The organism is Halomonas sp. AOP7-E1-9 (assembly GCF_052376035.1).
GTDB lineage: Bacteria > Pseudomonadota > Gammaproteobacteria > Pseudomonadales > Halomonadaceae > Vreelandella > Vreelandella citrativorans.
On record NZ_JBQSVC010000003.1, the window covers coordinates 1 to 21,398 of the forward strand.

Genomic DNA, 21,398 nt, shown 5'->3' on the forward strand with positions numbered 1-21,398 from the left:
ACCACGCTCATAACAAACGCGCCTTACTGAGTAAATAGCGCTTCCAGGCTATCAGCGACAAGCACTTGCTCCGACCAAACGGCTAGCTGCTCAGGCGTTGCTTTTTGCAGCTGTTCATCCACCCAATTGGGTAATTGGCCAAATCTAAAGACAAGCAGATTCCTAAAAATTTTTCGCTTTGTCTCTTGATAACCTTCCTCATAGCCCTCTTGATACGCTTTCAGGCGCTCTTTTCTCAAGAGATTTTCCAGGTTTTCTGCCAGCATGTCTTTGTCCTCCACCAGACTGGTGAGCGTTTCAAGATTAACGCCTGCGCCAAGCCGCTGCATGTGGCGCTTCACCCAGCGGGTAATGATTGGGGCAATGCGCGGTTTTCGAAGCGGAGCCAGTGGTTTTGTGGGAGCTGAGTTTACTCGGCGATGGCGGCGTTAGTCGCCCTTACCCCGGCAGCGCGGGGCGCTGCTTTGCGGGTGCGCTTCGCTTACCGCGCACTACATTTGTGCAGCTAGCCGCCCTTGCTCCAGCAGCGCTATGGGCTGCTTCATTCGCTCCTACAAGGGCCTGGATGGGGTTACTACTAGCGGCCTAGCTGGGCATCCAGCGCATCAAACTGCTGGGTCAGGTACGAACTCATGCTGTTCATCTCTGCCACCATAACGTCCAGCTGGCTGAACTGGGCGCGATAGCGGGCAATCGTTGCATCGATGCTTTTTTCCATGCGCGCATAGCGTTCGTCCAGGCTTTTTACGTTGCTCTCAGCACCTGTAACGGCACCTGTGAGTACGCCGTTACTGCTGGTCATTTGCTCAATGGAGCTGTTTAACTTGCCGGCTAAACCACCGTCTTTATTATCGCCCGCAAAAAACGCGCTTAGCGCCTGCGGGTCATTGGCGATTAAGTTATCGAGCTTTTCATCATCAACTTCCAGCTTACCGCTAAGAGTAGTGCCAGCCTCTAAGGTAATGCCCAGTTGGCTCAGCGTAGAAAACTCGCCGCCCTCAACCCCCCCGGTAAGCACGCTACGCAGGCGGGACTCAATTGTACGAACGGCACGGTCACCCAGTAGCTCTCCTGCTGCTCCACTTTCAGCGTTGAAGCTAGTAAGCTCGTTAGTTGTATCTTTTAAATCGTTATACGCGTCGACAAAATCGTTGATCGCTTCGCGCTGCTTTAGGGTATCGCGCTCAATGTTGACCGTGCTGGTCGCTTTTTCGCCTTCGGCAATGCTTAGCTCACCCAGGTTAAGCGTTACCCCTTGAATAGCATCCTCCACCTGGTTACTGGCACTGGTAATCGTGATGCCGTTCACCGTTAAAGAAGCATTTTGCCCCTGCTGCTTGGCGCCAGCTTCTTCCGCTTTGCCGAATGGGCCTGCTCCACCTACAAATTCAAAGCTATCAATGGATGCGTCTGCCCCCGTGACTTTGGAACTGAGTGCCAAGCGGTAGCCATCGCCGTCATTAATAATCGTGGCGTTAACACCGGCGTCTTTATTGGCATTAATTGCATCACGAATATCGTTTAGCGAGCTGTTGGCATCAAGCTCGATATTGACCGGCTTGCTCTCACTACCTACAAAATTTAGCCTGATAGCGGTCGCACCGTTTAGCTCCAATGGATCTGAGGGTTTATCTATCTCAGTAATACTCTCAGAGGCAAGCGAGCCGTATGTCGCGACCTGGCTAACTTCTACCTGGTAGCTGCCCGGCAGCGCGTTCGCCGAGGTAGTGGCTTTTATATCATCGCCACGCACATTGGCGGAAAGGCTTTGATAAAGCTTTGGGTCGTTAATCTTGGCCACCGCATCGTTAAATGCGTTGAGCGACGTTTGCAACTGCCCGTAAGCGGAAATTTTGGCTTCTTGATCGGCTTTTTGCTGCGTAATCGGCTCAAGCTTACCGCGCTCGGCATCTTGAAGCTGATCCAGCAAACCGGTGAGATCTAACCCTGAACCAACACCAAGGGAGGTAATTGTTGCCATCAGTACAGTCCTCGCAGACAAAAAACATGAATTCTATAAACTCTATCGGCCGAAAAGGAATTAACTTTAGCCCCTATGCGCTCGTATTTGATAATCCTAGCCGAATTACTGAGTAGCGCCTACCCACCTCCCAAACCACACGCTTGTGCTTTCAAACCTCACGGCACATTATGTATTGCTTATACAAGTATTGGCTGGCTGCCATCATTTGTATTTCTAGCCTTTCTAGTTGCAATAACTGGGAACTCGAGAGCGCTTGATGACACTGCCCTTCTGATACGTCCTTTACCTCTTCTGAAAAGGCTTTACTGGAAAAAATCATTCTTTCATCCTCTTTACGTATGCGGAAAAGAGTATTCCTCTTGTTTGTTTCACTTTTTGTACTCGTTAGCGTTTTTTTAGATGCTTCAGGTTCGTTTGTAACGTTTAAAGACATTTTATTCATATCCAGCACGCCACCCCTCTTTATCGCTACATCATTCACTCTTTTGCGGCTATCAACGGTACCGCACAGCTATTACTGCTTTTTTATCGGTTAAAATCAATCATCCCCCTGTGGCGGCAGCCTGCCACTAACCACCTTTAAAGCAAACGTTTGAACCATTAAAACGCTGCCACTTAAAACGATCCTCGATAAAAAACATGAGCTTAACCGATTAATATCAGACATTTCCCGCGTTAAATTTTAATTTAATAAAAATTAACGACATACCTATGTACGACAAAATATCTTATATAGCAACGATATACTGCATCGCTTAATTATCGCCCTGGCGCGTTATAAAAAATACTATCCATTTGATTTTTAATAGAAAAAATAATACTGGATAATTATACAACGGCTTACCGTCAGCAAAAAAACATGTCTACACCATACTTTGGCTTTTAGTATGCCTGCTTAATCCGCCGCGTTTGTGAAGTTTTGTTTTTTTTCTGCAACATTATTAATCGGCCTCTTCGGCCTCAGCCTTGGGCTATCGGTATTTACAATGCTCCAAAATGGGTATCTTCAGCACTCAACTTGGCCTTTGCTACTGCTGCTCTAAGTAATAGAACTCGCCTTGCGATACCGGTGACGGCTTTGCGCACATTCCGGTGGCCCAGCACTTTTTTACTGAGCGATAACAGCTATTCGAGGCAGGCACGCGGCTACGTTTAATGCCTATAGCCGCTGGGTTATGGCAGTGATGCGGCGAGAGTAAATATATGAAACGTTTGTTTGAAGAGTGAGGCTAATAACGCTTATGTCGTGCCTACCGCGTCACTTTTGTCACTAGATTGCTTAGGCGGGTGCGTAAAAAGCCCGCAGGGGGAATCTGCGGGCGTGCTGGCGGTCGCTTATGCTAGCGCAGGCCGAGCAGAGAAAGGATAAACAGTACAACGACGATTAGGCCTACGATATAGATAATATTACGCATGTTGGCACTCCTTGCTGGTTTGCGTTTTGGTTGAAATCAAAGGGTTGCTTACGCCCAGTAACGATTAAAGCCTAGCAGGCTTTTCAACTTTTTGCGTAATGCTCTGCATTTCCCTACCAGAAGGCAGAAGGTGGCTGGGGTTACGTGGCCGCATGGCTAACGTTATCCGAGACGCTGTCGGTTCTCGTCGAATGCTCGCTGAATCACTTTCTGCTGCTGGGTATCGATTTCTAATTCACAGCAAAGGGACGACCATTCGGATAGAGCATCAAGGGCTTGCTCAATATAGAGATCCGGGTTTAAGTACCTGAAGGGAGCACACACCTGTTTGAGCTTTTTACGCGTAGCCAAACCTGCCCCACTGAAAGATGTTGTATGCTCATCTGCATAGCCCCGAACAGGGGCGTAAGTCAGGTCGTATGCAGGGGCCAGTGTCCATCGCCCTTGATCATGCAAAAAAGCGAAGTTCTTGGCATGGTCATCGTGATTGTGGGTCAGGGCGTTGAACACCATCAACCTTGCCATGCGCTCAACGTCTTCTGCGTGGCGGGTGAACGCGCTGGTTGCTTTGAGCAGATCTAAATAGTCCAGCGATGGAGCGCTGTAATCAGCATAAAGAATGCCGCTAGCGGTCATCATGTGAATTTTACGATTACCATTGCGATCAAAACGCTGAGTAGAAAAGAAACGCTCCGTTCCCATTGAGGAAGTGACCTCAATCAGCTTGCTCGCAGCCATTTTCACACCCGCATGTTCTGCCAACACCGAATAGGCGTACTCAATGGCGCCCGTATCCCTATGCTCGGCAGGGGCACGGAACTTCACTAGCCAATGCTGATAGCCCACAGGAAGCTCTTGGAAAGACGTACTGCACTGCTTACCATCAGAAGATAACGCAACGACCACCTTGGGCCGGGCACCTGCCGGGGAACCACCGGCTAGTCGCAAGGCATCCAGAGTAGTCGTGGTTTCACCTTCGTAGACAGCATTAGCTGCCTGATAGAGCTGGGCCAGGTCAATATCATTTTCATCCGCGGTATGCTCAATAACGGGACGGTACTCCAACGCCCCCATTCCCTTGTCGGCCATATAAGCCAGCCGATCAAGCGGGGAAATATCTCTCCGGTCTTTTCCATGTTCGGCGAGGAAATAGCGATCCATGAGCAGCATTCCCCAACCATCTGGCAGTGAGTCAGCAAATGCGCCTGGTAGACCAGCAAAAAGGAGGGAATCGGGCGCCTTCTGTGGCTGGGTAGTAAAATCCATGTTCAGAGGCGATAAATTAAAGCCCTCCGCCACCCACTGAGGGTCATAAGCAAAGTAGGTGCCCTGTCGGCTAGCGACCAGCTCACCCACACGGTTATCTGCTAACAGCACCTCTACGGTGTTGATGCGCTTCATTTTCGCCCCCGAACACGCCCTGCCTGCTTGATCTCTTCAAGTGATATGGGATGCTCATATGTGAATAGCTCGGCAATTTGGCGTGTGGCGCCCAGCGCCGTGGCAATGAGCACCAAGATATCGAGGGTTATTTGCCCACTGGATTCGAACCGTTTAATGGTGGACTCGGAAACACCCGTCATCTGCGCCAAGGTTTTACGGGAAAGGTTCTTCGCCAATCGTGCTTCTCGTGCATTGGCACCGACCTGCTGAGACAGTTCGCCAGGAGCAAGCAAGGAGTGAGTAAGGGCCATAAAAAAACCTCTATATAATGGGTTATTTATAACCCATTATAGACTAAAAATGACTTTAAAAGATCAAATATAACCCTTAATAGCTATTCGATTAGCTTTATATCTAGAGAGTGCTATCGCACTTTAATTTTAGCGTCTGTGTATGGTGGAACCTCTCTCACTTCTAAACCTCGAACCTTTGCCACTTATACCGAAGGTGTTGTGATGCGCGCCACTGCTTTGCTTGTTTCATTAGCTGTTACTTCATTGTTACCCACCGCCTATGCAGCCGCTAATGAACCTTCTGCGCATGCACTCCAGGCGCTGGATCAGCAAACCCGCCAATTAAACCGCCTTCACAGCGTTGTGGTCGCTTACGACGGCGAGATTATCCACGAGCTTCACCAGGGTGGCCCCGGCGTTGCGCAGCCTGCCAATATCAAATCACTTTCCAAAACGGTGCTGGCGGCGATAACAGGCGCAGCTATTGAAGAGGGCATTATTGAATCCACCGAGCAGCGATTAGTGGCGCTGTTGGATGAGCCATTGCCCGCCGGGCTGGACCCGCGCGTGGAAGACATTACCGTAGGGCATTTGTTGGCTCAGCAGGCGGGGCTTGAGCGTACATCCGGCGGTAACTACAGCGCTTGGGTGGCAAGCTCAAACTGGGTTAACGATGTCCTTACTCGCCCGTTTGTCGATGAGCCCGGCGGGCGGATGCTGTACTCCACCGGCACTAGCCACCTGCTTTCCGCAGCACTTACCCAGGCAAGCGGTGAAACCACGCATGTGCTCGCGCAACGCCTGCTGGGGGAGCCGCTTACTATTTCGATTCCCGCATGGCCGCGTGACCCGCAAGGCATTTATTTTGGCGGCAACAATATGCAACTTTCGCCACGCGCGTTGATTGAGGTGGGTGAGCTTTATCGTAACGACGGCGCGATGGAGGGCGTGCGGCTATTGCCAGAGGGGTGGGTGGAGGCTTCATGGACACCCCGTGGTATCTCTGCCTGGACGGGTGATGGCTATGGGTATGGCTGGTTTATTACCGAACTCGCGGGGGAAGCGGTGTACTACGGGCGTGGCTATGGCGGGCAAGCGCTGTACGTGGTCCCTGAGCGCGATATAACCATCGTGATCACCGCCGACCCCACGCCACCCTCCCCAGGCGGCCAGTTTCAGCAACAGCTGCATCGCCTGGTCGAGGGCCTGCTCAGCGCACCTGAAGAACAGTAACGCAGGGAACTAATATGTTAGTGAGATACGCCACCTCGCTCAGGCTCGTCTTGCGCTGTTCGGCGCTCTTCAACCTGTCCTTCAACCTGTAGTTTGGTGCGAATAAAATCACTGTGGCTAATATGCAGTAAATCGGCCAGCCTCCGAATACGGTGCTCTTCAAGTGGGTCAACGCTGCCGTCGGCCCACGCCAGCTGCCACATCAGCGCCACCAGCTCACAGCGCTGGTCGTCGTTATAGTGCTCTTTGATTAGGCTCACAAACTGGTAATGATCGACGGCCTCATCCACTTCTGCTTGTGCCAACGTCATCAGCTCTTCCACATCGCTTGTGCTGAGCTGGTAGCGCTCGGTAAGCATAAGGCGCAGCGCGGCAAGCTCTTCATCGGTGGTGTCATAATCGGCGCGGACGATTTCACACAGCAGGGCTGCGGTGGCCAATTCCAGGGTGAGCGTTTGATTTTCGCGCTGCTCGGGTTGCGCAAGCGTGCGCTGGAAGAAATCACTAATAGCGTTCAGCATAAGGGGCTCCTGGGTTGCTACAGCATCGTCCTTACCTCAATCTTTCTTGGTAAGCTGCTCTCTTAACTGCTTGGGCACTTGCTTGATAATCAGGCGATCTTGAGTGGCGTCGTACTCGATGCTTGAGCCCAGCAGGTGGGAGTCAAAACTAATCGAGACACCGCCCGCTCGGCCGGTAAAGCGGCGGAACTGGCTTAAGGTGCGCTTGTCGGGGGGAATCTCCGGCGAAAGCCCGTAATCGGCGTTGCGAATATGGTCGTAAAAGGCTTTCGGCTGCTGTTCGTCCACCAGCCCAGAAAGCTCTTCCAAGGTCATTGGCTCGCCACGGCGAAGCTGTTCATTGGCGTAGTCCACCAGCGTGTCGGTTTTTTCTCGACTCGCCTCGTCGTCGAAATCCTCTTTTTCCACATAGTCGCTGAAGGCCTTGAGCAGCGTGCGGGTTTCAGCGGGCGCATCAATTCCTTCTTCCATGCCCAACAGGGCTACCATGCCTTCGGCAAGCTTTTTACCACCACGATCTTTCAAGAAAGAGACGTACTGCGCACCAGGTGACTCGCTCTGCCACTGGGTTAAATTGACCCGTGCCGCCAAGGTAAGCTGGCTGGTATTAAGCTGCGCGGCAGGCACGGCCTGGTGAGCCTGGTTAATGCCAATACCTTCACGCTGATGTACCAACGCGATAAATAGCGTTTCGGTGTCCCCTTGGCGTATGTGCGCAAGCAGTAAATAGCCGCTGACGGATAGCTGCTCTTGTAGCTCACGCGCCAGGCGCTCAGCAATTGCGGTCGAAAGCTGGGTAAAGTCCTGGGCACCCGCCATATAATCGCGCAGCCAGGCAAGTAGTGGGCCAGCCTGCTCGCCCTCTTCAGCAAAGCGCCCCCAACCTTTAGCCTTGGTGTTATACGTGTCGTTAAGCGTATTCACCAGGCTTGTCATGGCCGGGTCATCACTTTGGGCAAGCGATGGCGCGGCGGTAAGCGTTAAGCGTTCACCGTCAAGCGAAGGGTCCAGGCGGTGAACAATGCTTTGCAGTAGTGGCATAAGGGGCCTTGGCTCCTGGCGTAGATAAAAAGAGGCGCTGTACCAAAGACATAGTGCGCGTTAGGGTTTCAGGCGATAGCCGGTACGAAATATCCACGCGATAGTGGCCAGGCTCGCCAGTAAAAACAGGCTGATCATGGCCACACTGGCCACCACACTGACATCGCTAATCCCGTAGAAGCTCCACCGAAAGCCGCTGACCAGATACACCACGGGGTTGGCGAGCGTGACGGTCTGCCAGAAAGGGGGCAGCATATCTATCGAGTAGAAACTGCCGCCCAGAAAGGTCAGCGGCGTAATGATCAGCAAGGGCACAAGCTGCAGCTTGTCGAAGCCATCCGCCCAAATGCCGATAATGAACCCCAGCAAACTAAACGTGACGGCGGTGAGCACTAGAAACGTCAGCATCCAGAAGGGGTGCGCAATTTCCAGCGGCACAAAAAAACTCGATGTCCCAAGAATGATCAGCCCCAATAGAATCGACTTCGAGGCGGCCGCTCCTACATAGCCAATCACTATTTCAAGATAGGAGATGGGCGCCGATAAAATTTCATAGATACTGCCCGAAAACTTGGGAAAGAAAATCCCGAAAGAGGCATTGGACACGCTTTGGGTCAGTAGCATGAGCATAATCAACCCAGGCACGATAAAGGCGCCGTAGCTGACCCCTCCAATCTCACTGATACGCGAGCCGATGGCCGCGCCGAATACCACAAAGTAGAGCGAGGTTGAAATAACCGGCGACACAATGCTTTGCAATAATGTGCGCCGCGTACGCGCCATTTCTGCCATATAAATGGCGCGAACAGGATACAGATTCATGCACGCTCCTTAACCAGGTCGACGAAAATATCCTCAAGCGAACTCTGCCGTGTGTGCAGGTCTCTAAAGGCGATGCCTTCGCGCTCAAGGTTCGCTAACAGCGCTGATATTTTGTGGCCCTCTTCATCCTGACGGCCATCATAGCTGTACACCAACTCATGCCCATCGGCGGCCAGGCTTAACCCCGTTTGCTGAAAAGCGGCAGGTAGCGCCTTTAACGGCGTTTGCAGTTGAAGAATTAACTGCTTGCTGCCCAGCTTTTGCATCAAGGCCGCTTTCTCTTCCACCAGCACGATTTCACCTCGATTAATCACCCCGATGCGGTCGGCCATCTCTTCGGCTTCTTCAATATAGTGGGTGGTGAGAATAATCGTGACGCCACTTTCGCGCAGCCCGCGAACCACTTCCCACATATCCCGGCGCAGCTCAACATCGACCCCCGCCGTTGGCTCATCCAAAAACAGAATGCGCGGCTCGTGAGAAAGCGCCTTGGCAATCAGCACGCGGCGCTTCATTCCGCCGGAAAGGGTCATTAAGCGGTTATGACGTTTATCCCATAACGCCAATGACTTAAGCACTTTTTCAATATGCGCAGGGGCAGGCGCTTTACCGAACAGGCCACGGCTAAAACTGACCGTATTCCACACCGTTTCAAAGGCTTCGTTGGTCAACTCCTGAGGCACCAGACCGATACGCTCACGCGCCTGGCGGTACTGGCTAACGCTATTAAAGCCGTCAATCACCACCTCGCCCTGGGTCGGGTTTACCAGCCCACACACCACGCTGATCAGCGTGGTTTTGCCTGCCCCGTTGGGGCCAAGCAGCGCAAAAATCTCACCACGCTGAATGGTGAGGTCCACCCGCGAGAGCGCTTGAAAGCCGCCTTCGTAGGTTTTATTCAGGCCGTTAATCGAAATAATGGGGTCGTTCATGGCTTTCTCCTCACACCGCAACGTAAACGCCACGACGCTGGAGGCGATTTAACGCGAGGTTAAACATGCGATTCTGTCTGAAAAGTGACCGAGCATAAGCGCTTTTCAGGCAGGACCGAATGCCAAAGCGACAATAGCCGTGCAGACGTCTTATCGTATTGCACGGCTATAGAGACGCAACGTTTAGGTGCGGTCAGTGATTTCGAGCAGGTGATAACCAAACTGCGTTTTCACCGGGCCGTGTACCTGACCCAACTCACCGCTGAACACCACCTTGTCGAACTCAGGCACCATTTGGCCGGGGCCGAAGCTACCCAAGTCGCCGCCCTGGCGGCCAGAAGGGCAGCTAGAGTGCTGCTTGGCGACATCGGCAAAATCACGGCCGTTTTCGATTTCCTGTTTAAGCGCTAAACACTGCTCTTCGCTGCTAACCAAAATATGACGGGCGCTGGCGTTTGCCATAACAACCTCCTGCCTGTATCAATGAAATGAAGCCGCTAGTTTATCACGCTCGCCTTGGCGGCGGGTGTACCTGCGACACAGCATGTTCAAGGCTTCCCAAGCGCACCGCTATAGCGTAACGCATCGCCTACTCGCGCCAGCGCACGTTCATGGTCATTCACCGCTACCGGTCCCCGGCTGCAAGCAACGATCACCCAGGGGCCATTAGCCTCCTCGTGCGAAGCAATGCCCGCATCGCAACTGCGCCGATGCTGGGTACCGGTTTTATGTGCAAAACGGATGGTGTCGCCCAACCCGGCCGTTAGTCGATTACTGCCCGATGTTGTTCGCTGCATTATCTCCAGCAGTGCCTGGCTCGGCTGGGCACCTAAGCCACCACTCGCTGCCTCTTTATACACACTTGCTAACAGGTCGCCGTAGGCACGCAGCGTGCCTACGTTTTCACCGGTCGCCTCATAGGCATCGAACGCGTGGTCATAGTCAGGTTGCTTGAGCGTGGAGGGATCAACATCCAGCCGCTGAGCCAGCGCCGCCGCACGCTGGCTTAACCGGTGCTGGCGCAAGGCGATAAAATCCATGCCGTCCAGCGTTCGTGCGTCAGGGTGTAGCTGCCCATAAACGCCCTGACGAACGCCAACCAGCTTGCTAATCGGGCCGATATCATCAGGATTGCCTCCACTATCCGCAATCATTGCTCTCGCCCGAATATTGACATCGGCAAGCCCCACGCGGTCAATCAACATATCGGATGCCGTGTTATCACTGACGGTAATCATCTGTTCAAGCAGGTAGCGAATCGAGATCGGCGTCCCCGGGTCGTGCCAGATCACCGGCCCCGCGCCATCCACAAAGTCACCGCGCGAAAGCGTTAAGCGCTCATCCAGTGACAGCGTGCCTGATTGACGTTCGGCAAGCACTTGGGCGGCAATAGGTACTTTTACTAACGAGGCCAAATACCAGGGCCTGTCCGCGTGCCACGAGTAGGCTTCTCCGGTGGCCAGGTTTTGTACATATACCCCTAACGTACCTTCAAAGATGCCCTCAATAGCGGCGACTCGGGCATTCAAGTCAGCCTGCCATGTGCTCTGTTTATCGACTTCGTAGTACCAGTTCGTCTCAAAAGCCTGTACTTCAAGCTCCTGTGCCTCAAATTCCTGTGCTTGAGTACCGTCGGCATAGGCTGGCAGTGCCATTAAACACACTATGGCCAGCAGCCATCGTTGCTGTCGTTGCAAACCATGTCCTCTTAGCGGTGAGCTGCGATCCAGCGTGTCACCCAAATCCACACGGCGGCGCCCAGTATCAACACGCCGCTAATCGCCAGCGCCTGTGGATAGGTATACATGCCCTCGCCTTGTAGCAAAAAGCGCAGCACGAGAAAGATCATCACAATATGAAAAATAAACGCTTTTAGCGCATCGCTGCCGACCACGGTGAGCGGCAAAAGTGCCTTGGCGGCAGCCGCTCCACCGGCCAGTGCCAATGCGAGCAAAATAAGCGCGCCACCTACACTAAACAGCATAAATTCCAGGCCAGGCGGATGTTTGCCTGCGTTATTGGCAACGGCCATCATGGCGGCATAAACACGGCCATCCGCCAACGCGAGACCATAAAACGCCATTACCATTAACGCGCCTGCCGCCAGCAGTATTAACACCAAGCGGCGGCGCAAGTGAGCCGTAAAGTAATAGCGCAATAGCGCTTCACCTACCAATAATCCCACAAGGATAAGGGGTGCCCGGCTAATCTGCCCCCAGGCATAGTGGTCGGGGTGGTCGACCAGTAAGGCTTTCAGGATATCGTTACCGCCAAAGCTCAGCCCTTGTAACCAGGCAGAAAGTGCGGTTAAGCCAACCAGTGTGGCAATCCGGCTCCAAAGAGGCGCCCGTGCCCATAGCGGTAGAATAAGCGGCACCCAAAGCAGGGCAATGGCATAAAAGCCTAAAATCTCGACCCAGATTCCAAAGCGCCCATAAAGCAACGTATCGACAATATCGGCAGGGCTACTAAACGGCAGCATCTCGATAATAATGAGCGCCTTGTACCAGAACCACACTTCAATCGCGCGTAGCCATAGCTTAAGGCGTCGTTTAGGCCAATCATCGCTTTGGGTGTGAGAAAGAAAGGCCACTGCCAGGGCAATGCCGAATACCAAAATAAACAGTGATGAGGAGAATTTGGTTAATAGATGAATAGGCACCATGCCCCAGTCAGGCACATTACGTATGCCTATCAGCCCGCTAACCGTGTGGCTGACAATCATTAAGCCAATCGCAATGCCTCGCGCCAAATCGATAGCCGCGATTCGCCCTTCCGCTTTAGGAAGCTGCGGCGCCTCTTTCCAGTTCACCACGATACAGGCTTCCTTATAGTCATAACGGGCCAAGGGGTACGTAATGTTAACAATAGACGATAAGGCAACAACTTTTGCTTTGGGCTTTAAACGCAAAAATGCCCCGCAGGCGGCGGGGCATTTTGTGGCTCATCCGTAAGCCAGAGCAAGTGTTATTCCATTAGCGGGTTAATTACCACTGGGTGTCGTCATCGTCATCCGTGGTTTCGTACTCCTGCTCCTCTTCCTCTTCTTCATAGGTGAATTCTTGCTCTTCCTCTTCATACTCAGTGGTTACATCTTGATCTTGCTGATCAGTGTCATACGAATTAAAGCTGCCTTGCTCGTCCTGCGTCGTCTCTTCTTGCGGCACTGGTTCTTGCTCAGTGCCACTTTCCATTTCAGCAAACGCAAGTGGGCTTGCGATCAGACCAAACGATACGCCTAAAATACCTAGTTTTTTCAGAGCTTCCATTTTCATGTCGTGCCTCCTAAGTAATCTGCTTTCTGTTGCTTCGTAAAAATAAATCAAACAAGGAACATCTAGCCAAGAACCAACCATCATCCTGATGCTGCGTTCTTGTCCTGGTTAGTGCACGCGTCGTACCAGGTTTTTCTAAAAAATAAAAAACATATATAAAGTCAAAAACTTAAACTCAACAAGAGCATGCCAACCTATTGATTTTATGAAATATATTTAATAATTTACTGTTTAACTGTGGCACATGAGCCCGCTTTGGTCATGCCAGGTGCGGTTAATGGCTTCGTCATTTAGGTTTTAAATGAAAACGGGCAGCGACTGATCCACAAACACAATAGACCTTCCCAACAGCTGGCGTCAGAACATCCATCTTGAGCAACAGGATGCTGAGGAAAGTGCTTAGACAACATGTGCAGAATGCAATAAAAAGTTCAGGAAGGAGACCCTGCCCAGGCCACTCCCGCCATCGATCATAGTTAAAAAAATCATCAGGAAATTCTTATCAGTGCGAATGACGCGGCACGTCAGAGCCTCGACAGCCGATCAGGAAGTCAAAGTCACAGCCTTCATCGGCTTGCAGCACTCGCTCAATATAGAGCTGGCGATAGCCGCCCTGGCTTGCGATGAGGGTCGAGGCCGCCGTGGCATCAAACGCGGCGAGGCGTGCCTGAATCTCCTCTTCACTGACGTCCAGGTGCAGCCGGCCGCTGGCGCAGTCCAATTCAATCCAGTCGCCGTTACGCACCGCGGCCAAGGGGCCACCCGCGGCAGCTTCAGGTGCCACGTGCAGCACCACGGTGCCATAAGCGGTCCCACTCATGCGCGCATCAGAAATACGCACCATATCGGTAACGCCCTGAGCAAGGATCTTGGGCGGCAGCCCCATATTGCCGACTTCGGCCATGCCGTGATAACCGCGAGGCCCGCAGTGTTTCATCACCAGGATATCGTTGGCTTCAACGTCCAGGTCCGGGTCGTTGATGCGCGCTTTGTAATCGTCGAAGTCTTCAAACACGACGGCCCGACCACGGTGTTGCATCAGTTCGGCGGTCGCTGCCGAAGGCTTTAACACCGCGCCATTGGGTGCAAGATTGCCGCGCAGCACGCAGATACCGCCATCTGCGGTCAGCGGGTTATCCAGTGGACGAATCACATCGTCGTTATACAGCGGGGCGTCCTTGACGTTTTCCCACAGGGTTTTACCGTTAACGGTGAGAGCGTCTTTAAAGGGCAGGCGATCAGCGTCCCCCAAGCGTTTTAGTACGGCGGGCAGGCCTCCAGCGTAGTAGAACTCTTCCATCAAATAACGCCCGGAGGGCTGTAAGTCTACCACTGTGGGCGTACCGCGCCCCACCCGGCTCCAATCGTCCAGCTTAAGGTCTACCCCCATCCGCCCGGCAATCGCTTTCAGGTGGATCACCGCGTTGGTGGAGCCGCCAATCGCTGCGTTGGTACGAATGGCATTCTCAAACGCTTCTTTTGTGAGAATTTTGGAGAGTTTTAGATCTTCATTAACCATCTCGACAATGCGATTACCGGAAAGGTGCGCGAGCACATAACGACGCGAATCCACCGCAGGAATTGCCGCATTGTGAGGTAGTGAGGTGCCCAGGGATTCCGCCATGCAGGCCATGGTAGACGCGGTGCCCATGGTGTTACAGGTGCCCGCCGAGCGCGACATGCCCGCTTCAGCGGCCATAAAGTCGTGCAGTGAAATCTCGCCCGCTTTGACCTGCTCAGAAAGTTGCCAGACCACGGTGCCCGAACCGATGTCCTTGCCCTTGTGCTTGCCGTTAAGCATGGGGCCGCCGGTCACGACGATGGTGGGGATATCACAGCTCGCCGCGCCCATTAACAGCGCTGGGGTCGTTTTATCACAACCTACCAGCAGCACCACTGCATCAATCGGGTTGCCACGAATCGCCTCTTCAACATCCATGCTGGCAAGGTTACGGGTAAACATTGCGGTCGGGCGGAGGTTGGATTCACCGCTGGAGAAGACCGGGAATTCCACCGGGTAGCCACCCGCTTCCAGTATGCCCTGCTTTACATGCTCCGCTAGCTTGCGAAAGTGAGCGTTGCAAGGCGTTAGTTCTGACCAGGTGTTACAGATGCCGATAATCGGCTTGCCTTGGAATTCATGGTCGGGAATGCCTTGGTTTTTCATCCAGCTGCGGTACATAAAGCCGTTTTTATCGGCGGTTCCAAACCACTGGGCAGAGCGTAGGGGCGGCTTTCGTTCAGACATGGACGTCTCTCCGTACAATTCGGTAAAAGATAGAAACAAAACAGGAAAAAAGTGTCGTTAGGCGCGCTGACGTCGCGTCTGTTTCCAGCGGTCAAACATTACCGCCAGCAGCAGAATTGCCCCACGTACCAGGTACTGGTAGAACGTTGGTACGTTGAGTAGCCCCATGGCGTTCTGCACACAGCCCATGATCAGCACGCCGACGACTACGCCGGTAATAGTGGCAACGCCGCCCGATAGCGCCACCCCACCCAGTACACAGGCAGAAATCACCGCAAGCTCTAGCCCCATGGAGGTATTGGGATCGCCCAACCCCATCCGCGAGGCCAGTAACACGCCCACTACGCCCGCAACAACGCCTTGTAAACCAAAGACAATAATCTTGAGGCGGCGGACATTGACCCCCGCGAGCGACGCGGCCTCCGAGTTACCGCCCGTGGCCAGCACATTGCGTCCGAAGGCGGTCATATTGAGCACCACACCGAAGATGACAAAGCAGGCCAGCATGGTCCACACCGGCAGCGTCAGGCCTAGAAATGAAGCGCTACCCAGATCAAAGAAACCCGGCACGGTAATCATCACCGCGTCGCCGCCCGAGGTGATATAGGCCAGCCCGCGTACAAACTCCATCGCCGCCAACGTGGCAATCAGCGAGTTAATACCAAACCTGGCAATCACAAACCCGTTAAAGGCCCCCACCGCGCCACCGGCCACAACGCCACCTATAACGCCGATAAAAACGCTACCGGTGCTAGAGGTCACAACAGCCGCCACTACCCCCGCAAACGCTACGATTGAGGCCACCGAAAGATCCACCTCACCCAGCGCCAACACCAGCATCATGGTGGTCGCCAGGCTGCCTATCAGGGTGATCGAAAGCAGCAGCCCCACCATGTTTCGCCCGGTAAGAAAGTCGGGGATAAACACCGCCAAGGCGATAAAGAGCAGCATAAAAACGGCGATCAGCCCAGAGGTGTCCAACAGCGTGCGCAGCGGTTTAACGAGCCCTTGGCGCCCCGCAGGGCGCGTTGGCTCAACACCTTCTTGGGTTAATTTGTTCGATGTCATCACAGGTGTCCTGAACGTGTTCGATAATGGGTACCGCTTAGGCGGGTAGTGCCAGGCCTAATAGTCGTTCGGGCGTGGCGGCGTCTCTTGGCACCACGTCGACCAGCTCACCGTCGCGCATCACTGCGATGCGGTCACAGATGGAGCTAACTTCGGCAAGGTCGCTGGAAATCACGACAATGCTTTTCCCCTGCTCGGCCAAGTCGTAAAGCAGGCTATAAATGTCTCTACGCGCGCCTACATCAATCCCGCGCGTGGGCTCGTCCATTACGAAAAGGTCAATCTCTTCCGCGAGCCAGCGGGCCAAAATTACCTTTTGCTGATTGCCCCCGGATAGCTTGCCTATCGGTGCCCGATAGCTGGGGGTTTTAACGCTAAGCTGCTGAATATAGGATTCAGCATTGCGTCGTTCGCGGCCAAGGTGACGGAAAACACCCCAGCGCTTAAAAAACCGCCGACAGCTGATATTGAGGTTGTCGGCAACACTCGCCACGGGGAAAATCCCTTGAGATTTACGGTCCTCCGGGCACATGGCGATACCGGCACGAATCGCCTCTGCGGGACTTTTAAAGCGTCGCGATTCGCCCTGGAACGTCACGCTACCCGCTTTAGGCGCTTCCACCCCGCATACCAGCCGCAATAGCTCACTGCGACCGGCGCCCACTAGGCCAAACAAGCCGAATACCTCGCCACGCTTCACGGAGAAGCTAACCGGCGCATTCAGGCCGCGCCCTTGAATCTCGTCAACAGACAGCACCACATCGCCCTGCTCGCGGGCGCGATAGCCGTATACGTCATCGATGTCCCGCCCTACCATCTCGCTAACCAATAGATCATGCGTCAGCTGCGACATATCTTCGTGGGTACGAATATGCTGGCCGTCGCGAAAGATAGTGACCGCATCGCACATCTCAAACACTTCTTCCATGCGATGGGTCACGTAGAGCACCACCCGCCCCTCGTCGCGCAGGCGTTTGACGATGCGTTTAAGCTGACGGATTTCCTGAATGGAAAGGCTACTGGTAGGTTCATCGAAAGCGATAACGCGGGCATCACGCAGCAATGCACGGCCAATCTCAATCATCTGCTGCTGGCCGATAGAGAGCTCGCGCACCTTGGTCGAGGGATGAATGTCACCCTCGCCAAGGTCAGCCAGAATCGCCAGTGCCCTTTCCCGCATCTTTCGCCGGTTCACAAACCCCTGACGCGTAGGCAGCTGGCCCAGCAGCAGGTTTTCAGCGACCGACATATTGGGCGAGAGCGTTAGCTCCTGGTAGATAATGGCGATCCCTTCGCGCAATGCTTCACGGGCGTTGCTGAACACGTGGCGCTGCCCATCGATCCAGAGAGCCCCCTCTGCAGCGCGGTTCACCCCGCTAAGCACTTTCAGCAGCGTCGACTTACCCGCGCCGTTTTCGCCCATCAGCGCATGCACCTGACCGGTATGAGCAGAAAAACTCACCCCATCCAGCGCGCGCACCCCAGGGAATACAACACTGATATTGTCAAAGCGAAGATATGGATCAGACATACGTGAGCACTCCACCAAATAGCCCGTCACAAAAAGTCAGTTACAGACCGAGCGCATCGCGCACTTCTTCCCAGTTATCACGCGTCATTAACGTACCAGACGTTTCTGTAATCGCCTGAGGCTCCTGGTCTTCGCTGATCCAGCGGTAAAGGTCTTCAGCCGTTTGTCGACCGTGCATGGTAGAACTCACCGCAACGGTGCCGTGGAAGCCCGTGGGGTTGTCGCGGGAAAACTCAGCAAATGCCGCGCCTGAACCATTGATGCCCACCCCAATGACATCCTCAGCGGCCAGGCCGTACTGTTCGGTCGCCCGAACGCCCCCCAGCACACTCTCTTCATTTAGCGCGTAGATTATCCAGTGCTCATAATCACCGCGCTGAGACAGCACCGGTGACGCAGCGGAAAATGCACCACTCGTATCCGTACTTTGTTGAGGCGCATCGAAGATGTTCTCTTCGGGGAAGCCCGAAGCAAGCAGCGCTTGGGTCGCTCCATCCGTCCGTTCAACGGCAGTCGGTAGCTCGTTATTGGTAATACGCAACGCACCTACGTTCTCAACATTCCAGCCACGGGCTTCCATTTCGGCGGCAATTGCCTCACCAACCTGCTGGCCAATTTTGGTGCCGGACATACCCAGGTGCGGTACGCCTTCCATAGGCTCACCACTGGCGTTAACAAACTGGTCATCGACGGTCACCACTTTCATGCCGTACTGTTCGGCGCGATTCATGATCGCTGGCCCAAGACGTACATCTGGCGGGCAAATGACAAACCCTTGAGCGCCTTGTGAGTAAAGGTTATCAATCGCGCTAAGCACCTCTTGACCATCTTCACCACCCAAACGAACAACCTGGAATCCGAGTTCCTCGCCCGCCTCTGTAGCGGCGCGCTGTTCGTTAATAAACCAGGCTTGTTCCGGCTTTTTGACGATAAAGCCCATCTTCACGTCGTCCTGTGCCTGCACAGAACCCAGCGAGGCCAGCATGACGGCGCTACCCAGCGCCAGGCGCGTAAACGTGGTTACGATGCTCATTGTTGTGCTCCTGATATTCCAATTATTATTGATGTTATTGCTGCAATCACCGTCTGCTGCTCGTCAGGCACATGGCTAGACGCCCATATCGTCCTGGGCAGAGAAGCGGAAGATGGTGCGTGAACGGTAGGTCTCTCCTGGCTGTAGCACCGTGCTGGGAAAGGCGTCCTGATTAGGCGAATCGGGAAAGTGCTGCGTTTCCAGTGCAAAGCCAGAGCGCTGTGGATAGGCATTGCCACTTTTGCCCGTTAAATCACCGGCCAAAAAATTCCCCGAATAAAATTGAATACCAGGCTCAGTGGTTTTAATTTCCAGCAGCCGTCCACTTTGTGGCTCCCACACCCTGGCGGCCATCACCAGATCACCTTGCTCGGCGTTATCTCGGTTAAGCACAAAGTTATGGTCGTAGCCCTGCCCAAAGCGCAGTTGATCGTTGTCTTGCTCAATACGCTCGCCAATCGACGTGGCCTGGGTGAAATCGAACGGCGTGCCTTCAACAGGCTGCAGCTCACCCGTCGGAATCAATGATTCACTCACCGGGGTAAAAGCATCGGCATTGAGTATAAGCTGATGATCAAGGATGGAGTCGTTCCCCTCACCCTTAAGGTTGAAGTAACTGTGCTGGGTAAGATTGACGGGCGTTGCCTTGTCGGTCTCGGCCTGGTAATCGACAATCAGTTCATTTTGATCGGTAAGGGTGTACGTCACTTCAACCGTCAGTTCTCCAGGATAGCCCTCTTCGCCATCCTCACTGACATAGCTCAGCACCAGCCCCGTCCCTTTATCATTTTCAAAAGGCTCGGCCTGCCAGAGCACACGATCAAACCCTTGCTCGCCGCCGTGCAGGTGGTTATCACCATCGTTGGTGGCTAATGAGTAGGTTTCACCCTCCAGCGCAAACTGACCTTCGGCGATACGGTTGCCGTAGCGGCCGATGAGTGCACCAAAGTAGGGATTAGCTTGCTGGTAAGTGTCAGACAGATAACCATCCAGCGATTCAAAACCCAGCGCGATATCGTCAATGTTTCCGTCTACGTCAGGTACTTTCAGGGATACGATTGTGCCCCCGTAATTAATGACCTGAAGCTCAACGCCATTGGCGTTCGTCAGCCGGTAGCTTTGCACCTCACGGCCGTCCGGCAACTGGCCGAACGTCGATTGTTCGACGGCGTTCTCTGCTTTACTGTTCGCCATGGGTTCCTTATCACTTTGGGCCTGGGCTACGTTTGTCATCAGCGCGATGACGCCTGCGCTTAGTAACAATCTTGAGCCAACGCTACCTGTATGAGAGGGCATGGTGTTCCTCCTGTTAACATCGTTATTGTTATTCGTGCGGTATGCGGTTCACTACTAGGTTCTCTACCAGGTTCACTACTACACGCCCTACACTAGACAGCTCTTACATAACTAACCAATATAGGAACACGTTAATTCCGATACACTTATTGCTATCAAAAGCACTGAAAGGCTTATTCCATGAGCGTTCTTGACAGTAACTGGTTTCTCAACGCTCGACTAAAGTTGCGTCATTTTCAGCTATTTTTGGCGCTTGACGAGCACCGCAACCTGCATCGTGCCGCTGCCCAACTCAACATGAGCCAGCCCGCTGCCTCAAAACTGCTCAGCGACCTGGAAGCCAAGCTGGGGATACGTCTGTTTGATCGTCAGCCGCGTGGGCTAACCCCTAACTGGTATGGGGAGGTCATGATTCGTCATGCGCATAGTGTGCTGTCGACACTACACCACACCGCTGAAGAGCTGACCGCGCTGCGCAACGGCAATACGGGCACCGTGGCTATCGGCACCGTTATGGCACCCGCCGTTACGCTTCTAACCAGCGCTATTGAACGGGTCCACAGAGACCGCCCGGAGCTTAAAATCAGTGTGGATGTGGATGTCAGCAAAGCGCTGGTGCCACGTTTGCTGGAAGGTGAGCTGGATTTTGCGATTACACGCCTTCCACCAGGCAGCGATCTTGAGCGCTTTGTCTTTGAAGAAATTGGCGAGGAGGAGTTGTGCTTCGTCTGTCGTGAAGGGCATCCGCTAGTAGGCAAAACGTCGTTAAAACTGGCGGACATGGCCGCCTATCCGTGGTCACTGCAGCCACCCGGCGCACTCATGCGACAGCGTGTTGACAGTCTGTTTCTGCATCATCAGGTCGCGCCACCTCGGCAAGTCGTTGATACTGCCGACTTACTAGTGTCACTAGCGCTGGTCGATAAGTCGGACACCATCACCGTGACCACGCGCGAAACGGCCGATCTACTCTGTACCCCGCAACGCTTTCACCAATTGCCCTTCGTCGAAGCGCTTAGCGTGCAGCCCTACGGCCTGGTCAGCTTACGCCACCAACGACTTTCACCGGGGGCTGCGCTATTAATGAGCACCCTCCGCGAGATTATCGCTCAGAACGCGCAACGCGAAGATGGGCGCAGTGAAACGTAACGAGGCAGCCGCACAACAAGCATGGCCAGCCCGATAGCAGCAGTGAAAGGCCTGCTGCTATCTCACAGAAACATCCTCACAGCACCCTTACCAACATTAATACTGCGCTCCTTATCGAAAGATGCGTAGCGGCTGCCCCATGAACACAGCCGGCAGGTCAGATATTGCCAAGCG

The 21,398-nt window shown here is 53.6% G+C and carries 20 protein-coding genes; 2 read left to right on the forward strand and 18 right to left on the reverse strand.

Annotated elements, in window-relative coordinates; genetic code table 11:
* Positions 1–23: 23 nt before the first annotated feature.
* The 5 genes from ACT3R4_RS02610 to ACT3R4_RS02630 form a co-directional block, all read right to left on the reverse strand.
* A complete protein-coding gene (locus ACT3R4_RS02610) occupies positions 24–329 on the reverse strand; it encodes a hypothetical protein (protein WP_193054297.1) in 306 nt (101 codons plus the stop codon).
* A 248-nt stretch (positions 330–577) separates the two neighbouring features.
* On the reverse strand, positions 578–1,981 hold the full coding sequence (fliD, locus tag ACT3R4_RS02615) for a flagellar filament capping protein FliD (RefSeq protein WP_193054296.1): 1,404 nt from the start codon (positions 1,979–1,981) through the stop codon (positions 578–580).
* A 151-nt stretch (positions 1,982–2,132) separates the two neighbouring features.
* Positions 2,133–2,435 (reverse strand): hypothetical protein, encoded by a 303-nt coding sequence (locus ACT3R4_RS02620; protein ID WP_193054295.1) that lies wholly within the window; start codon positions 2,433–2,435, stop codon positions 2,133–2,135.
* A gap of 1,126 nt (positions 2,436–3,561) precedes the next feature.
* Complete coding sequence (locus ACT3R4_RS02625) at positions 3,562–4,800, reverse strand: type II toxin-antitoxin system HipA family toxin (protein WP_441677587.1); 1,239 nt, start codon at positions 4,798–4,800, stop codon at positions 3,562–3,564.
* Complete coding sequence (locus ACT3R4_RS02630; RefSeq protein ID WP_087111202.1) at positions 4,797–5,093, reverse strand: helix-turn-helix domain-containing protein; 297 nt, start codon at positions 5,091–5,093, stop codon at positions 4,797–4,799. The genes ACT3R4_RS02625 and ACT3R4_RS02630 overlap by 4 nt, the downstream gene beginning before the upstream one ends.
* A gap of 204 nt (positions 5,094–5,297) precedes the next feature.
* Here ACT3R4_RS02630 and ACT3R4_RS02635 point away from each other — a divergent pair, with 204 nt between their 5' ends.
* Complete coding sequence (locus tag ACT3R4_RS02635; RefSeq protein WP_441677585.1) at positions 5,298–6,308, forward strand: serine hydrolase domain-containing protein; 1,011 nt, start codon at positions 5,298–5,300, stop codon at positions 6,306–6,308.
* Between the two features lie 17 nt (positions 6,309–6,325).
* On the opposite strand, the gene ACT3R4_RS02640 is transcribed toward ACT3R4_RS02635, so the two are convergent.
* The 13 genes from ACT3R4_RS02640 to ACT3R4_RS02700 form a co-directional block, all read right to left on the reverse strand.
* Positions 6,326–6,829 (reverse strand): tellurite resistance TerB family protein, encoded by a 504-nt coding sequence (locus tag ACT3R4_RS02640; RefSeq protein WP_441677583.1) that lies wholly within the window; start codon positions 6,827–6,829, stop codon positions 6,326–6,328.
* Positions 6,830–6,865: 36 nt separating this feature from the next.
* Positions 6,866–7,870 (reverse strand): nucleoid-associated protein YejK, encoded by a 1,005-nt coding sequence (yejK, locus tag ACT3R4_RS02645; RefSeq protein ID WP_441677581.1) that lies wholly within the window; start codon positions 7,868–7,870, stop codon positions 6,866–6,868.
* 60 nt (positions 7,871–7,930) lie between these two features.
* The gene (locus tag ACT3R4_RS02650) at positions 7,931–8,692 is read right to left on the reverse strand and encodes an ABC transporter permease (RefSeq protein WP_172119068.1); all 762 of its coding nucleotides are present in this window, start codon (positions 8,690–8,692) and stop codon (positions 7,931–7,933) included.
* Positions 8,689–9,624 carry an ABC transporter ATP-binding protein gene (locus ACT3R4_RS02655; RefSeq protein ID WP_193056716.1) on the reverse strand — a complete coding sequence of 312 codons (936 nt, stop codon included), beginning with the start codon at positions 9,622–9,624 and terminating at the stop codon, positions 8,689–8,691. Before ACT3R4_RS02655 ends, ACT3R4_RS02650 begins: the two co-directional genes overlap by 4 nt.
* A 183-nt stretch (positions 9,625–9,807) precedes the next feature.
* Complete coding sequence (locus tag ACT3R4_RS02660; RefSeq protein WP_087111190.1) at positions 9,808–10,086, reverse strand: peptidylprolyl isomerase; 279 nt, start codon at positions 10,084–10,086, stop codon at positions 9,808–9,810.
* A gap of 86 nt (positions 10,087–10,172) precedes the next feature.
* Entirely contained in the window at positions 10,173–11,321 is a 1,149-nt protein-coding gene (locus ACT3R4_RS02665) for a serine hydrolase (protein WP_226912082.1), read from the reverse strand.
* Between the two features lie 11 nt (positions 11,322–11,332).
* Complete coding sequence (locus ACT3R4_RS02670) at positions 11,333–12,439, reverse strand: acyltransferase family protein (RefSeq protein WP_441677579.1); 1,107 nt, start codon at positions 12,437–12,439, stop codon at positions 11,333–11,335.
* Between the two features lie 172 nt (positions 12,440–12,611).
* Positions 12,612–12,899: a hypothetical protein gene (locus ACT3R4_RS02675; RefSeq protein ID WP_172119065.1), complete on the reverse strand. Its 288-nt coding sequence runs from the start codon at positions 12,897–12,899 to the stop codon at positions 12,612–12,614.
* Positions 12,900–13,401: 502 nt separating this feature from the next.
* Positions 13,402–15,147, reverse strand: a complete 1,746-nt coding sequence (locus ACT3R4_RS02680; RefSeq protein ID WP_172117993.1) for an IlvD/Edd family dehydratase — start codon at positions 15,145–15,147, stop codon at positions 13,402–13,404.
* A 57-nt stretch (positions 15,148–15,204) separates the two neighbouring features.
* Complete coding sequence (gene araH / locus ACT3R4_RS02685) at positions 15,205–16,215, reverse strand: L-arabinose ABC transporter permease AraH (RefSeq protein ID WP_172117992.1); 1,011 nt, start codon at positions 16,213–16,215, stop codon at positions 15,205–15,207.
* A gap of 37 nt (positions 16,216–16,252) precedes the next feature.
* Positions 16,253–17,746: an L-arabinose ABC transporter ATP-binding protein AraG gene (araG, locus tag ACT3R4_RS02690; protein ID WP_441677576.1), complete on the reverse strand. Its 1,494-nt coding sequence runs from the start codon at positions 17,744–17,746 to the stop codon at positions 16,253–16,255.
* Positions 17,747–17,786: 40 nt separating this feature from the next.
* Positions 17,787–18,779: an arabinose ABC transporter substrate-binding protein gene (locus ACT3R4_RS02695; protein WP_441677574.1), complete on the reverse strand. Its 993-nt coding sequence runs from the start codon at positions 18,777–18,779 to the stop codon at positions 17,787–17,789.
* Between the two features lie 75 nt (positions 18,780–18,854).
* A complete protein-coding gene (locus ACT3R4_RS02700; protein WP_441677572.1) occupies positions 18,855–20,075 on the reverse strand; it encodes an aldose epimerase family protein in 1,221 nt (406 codons plus the stop codon).
* A gap of 180 nt (positions 20,076–20,255) precedes the next feature.
* Between ACT3R4_RS02700 and ACT3R4_RS02705 the strand changes: the two genes are divergently transcribed.
* Positions 20,256–21,224 carry a LysR substrate-binding domain-containing protein gene (locus tag ACT3R4_RS02705; protein ID WP_441677570.1) on the forward strand — a complete coding sequence of 323 codons (969 nt, stop codon included), beginning with the start codon at positions 20,256–20,258 and terminating at the stop codon, positions 21,222–21,224.
* Positions 21,225–21,398 lie beyond the last annotated feature (174 nt).

Coding starts and splice junctions, on each gene's coding strand:
- ACT3R4_RS02680 (WP_172117993.1), bottom strand. CDS start 15,147: ATGTCTGAACGAAAGCCGCCCCTACGCTCTGCCCAGTGGTTTGGAACC.
- ACT3R4_RS02705 (WP_441677570.1), top strand. CDS start 20,256: ATGAGCGTTCTTGACAGTAACTGGTTTCTCAACGCTCGACTAAAGTTG.
- ACT3R4_RS02675 (WP_172119065.1), bottom strand. CDS start 12,899: ATGAAAATGGAAGCTCTGAAAAAACTAGGTATTTTAGGCGTATCGTTT.
- ACT3R4_RS02635 (WP_441677585.1), top strand. CDS start 5,298: ATGCGCGCCACTGCTTTGCTTGTTTCATTAGCTGTTACTTCATTGTTA.
- ACT3R4_RS02625 (WP_441677587.1), bottom strand. CDS start 4,800: ATGAAGCGCATCAACACCGTAGAGGTGCTGTTAGCAGATAACCGTGTG.
- araH (WP_172117992.1), bottom strand. CDS start 16,215: ATGACATCGAACAAATTAACCCAAGAAGGTGTTGAGCCAACGCGCCCT.
- ACT3R4_RS02610 (WP_193054297.1), bottom strand. CDS start 329: ATGCAGCGGCTTGGCGCAGGCGTTAATCTTGAAACGCTCACCAGTCTG.
- araG (WP_441677576.1), bottom strand. CDS start 17,746: ATGTCTGATCCATATCTTCGCTTTGACAATATCAGTGTTGTATTCCCT.
- ACT3R4_RS02640 (WP_441677583.1), bottom strand. CDS start 6,829: ATGCTGAACGCTATTAGTGATTTCTTCCAGCGCACGCTTGCGCAACCC.
- ACT3R4_RS02650 (WP_172119068.1), bottom strand. CDS start 8,692: ATGAATCTGTATCCTGTTCGCGCCATTTATATGGCAGAAATGGCGCGT.
- ACT3R4_RS02695 (WP_441677574.1), bottom strand. CDS start 18,779: ATGAGCATCGTAACCACGTTTACGCGCCTGGCGCTGGGTAGCGCCGTC.
- fliD (WP_193054296.1), bottom strand. CDS start 1,981: ATGGCAACAATTACCTCCCTTGGTGTTGGTTCAGGGTTAGATCTCACC.
- ACT3R4_RS02655 (WP_193056716.1), bottom strand. CDS start 9,624: ATGAACGACCCCATTATTTCGATTAACGGCCTGAATAAAACCTACGAA.
- yejK (WP_441677581.1), bottom strand. CDS start 7,870: ATGCCACTACTGCAAAGCATTGTTCACCGCCTGGACCCTTCGCTTGAC.
- ACT3R4_RS02630 (WP_087111202.1), bottom strand. CDS start 5,093: ATGGCCCTTACTCACTCCTTGCTTGCTCCTGGCGAACTGTCTCAGCAG.
- ACT3R4_RS02660 (WP_087111190.1), bottom strand. CDS start 10,086: ATGGCAAACGCCAGCGCCCGTCATATTTTGGTTAGCAGCGAAGAGCAG.
- ACT3R4_RS02700 (WP_441677572.1), bottom strand. CDS start 20,075: ATGCCCTCTCATACAGGTAGCGTTGGCTCAAGATTGTTACTAAGCGCA.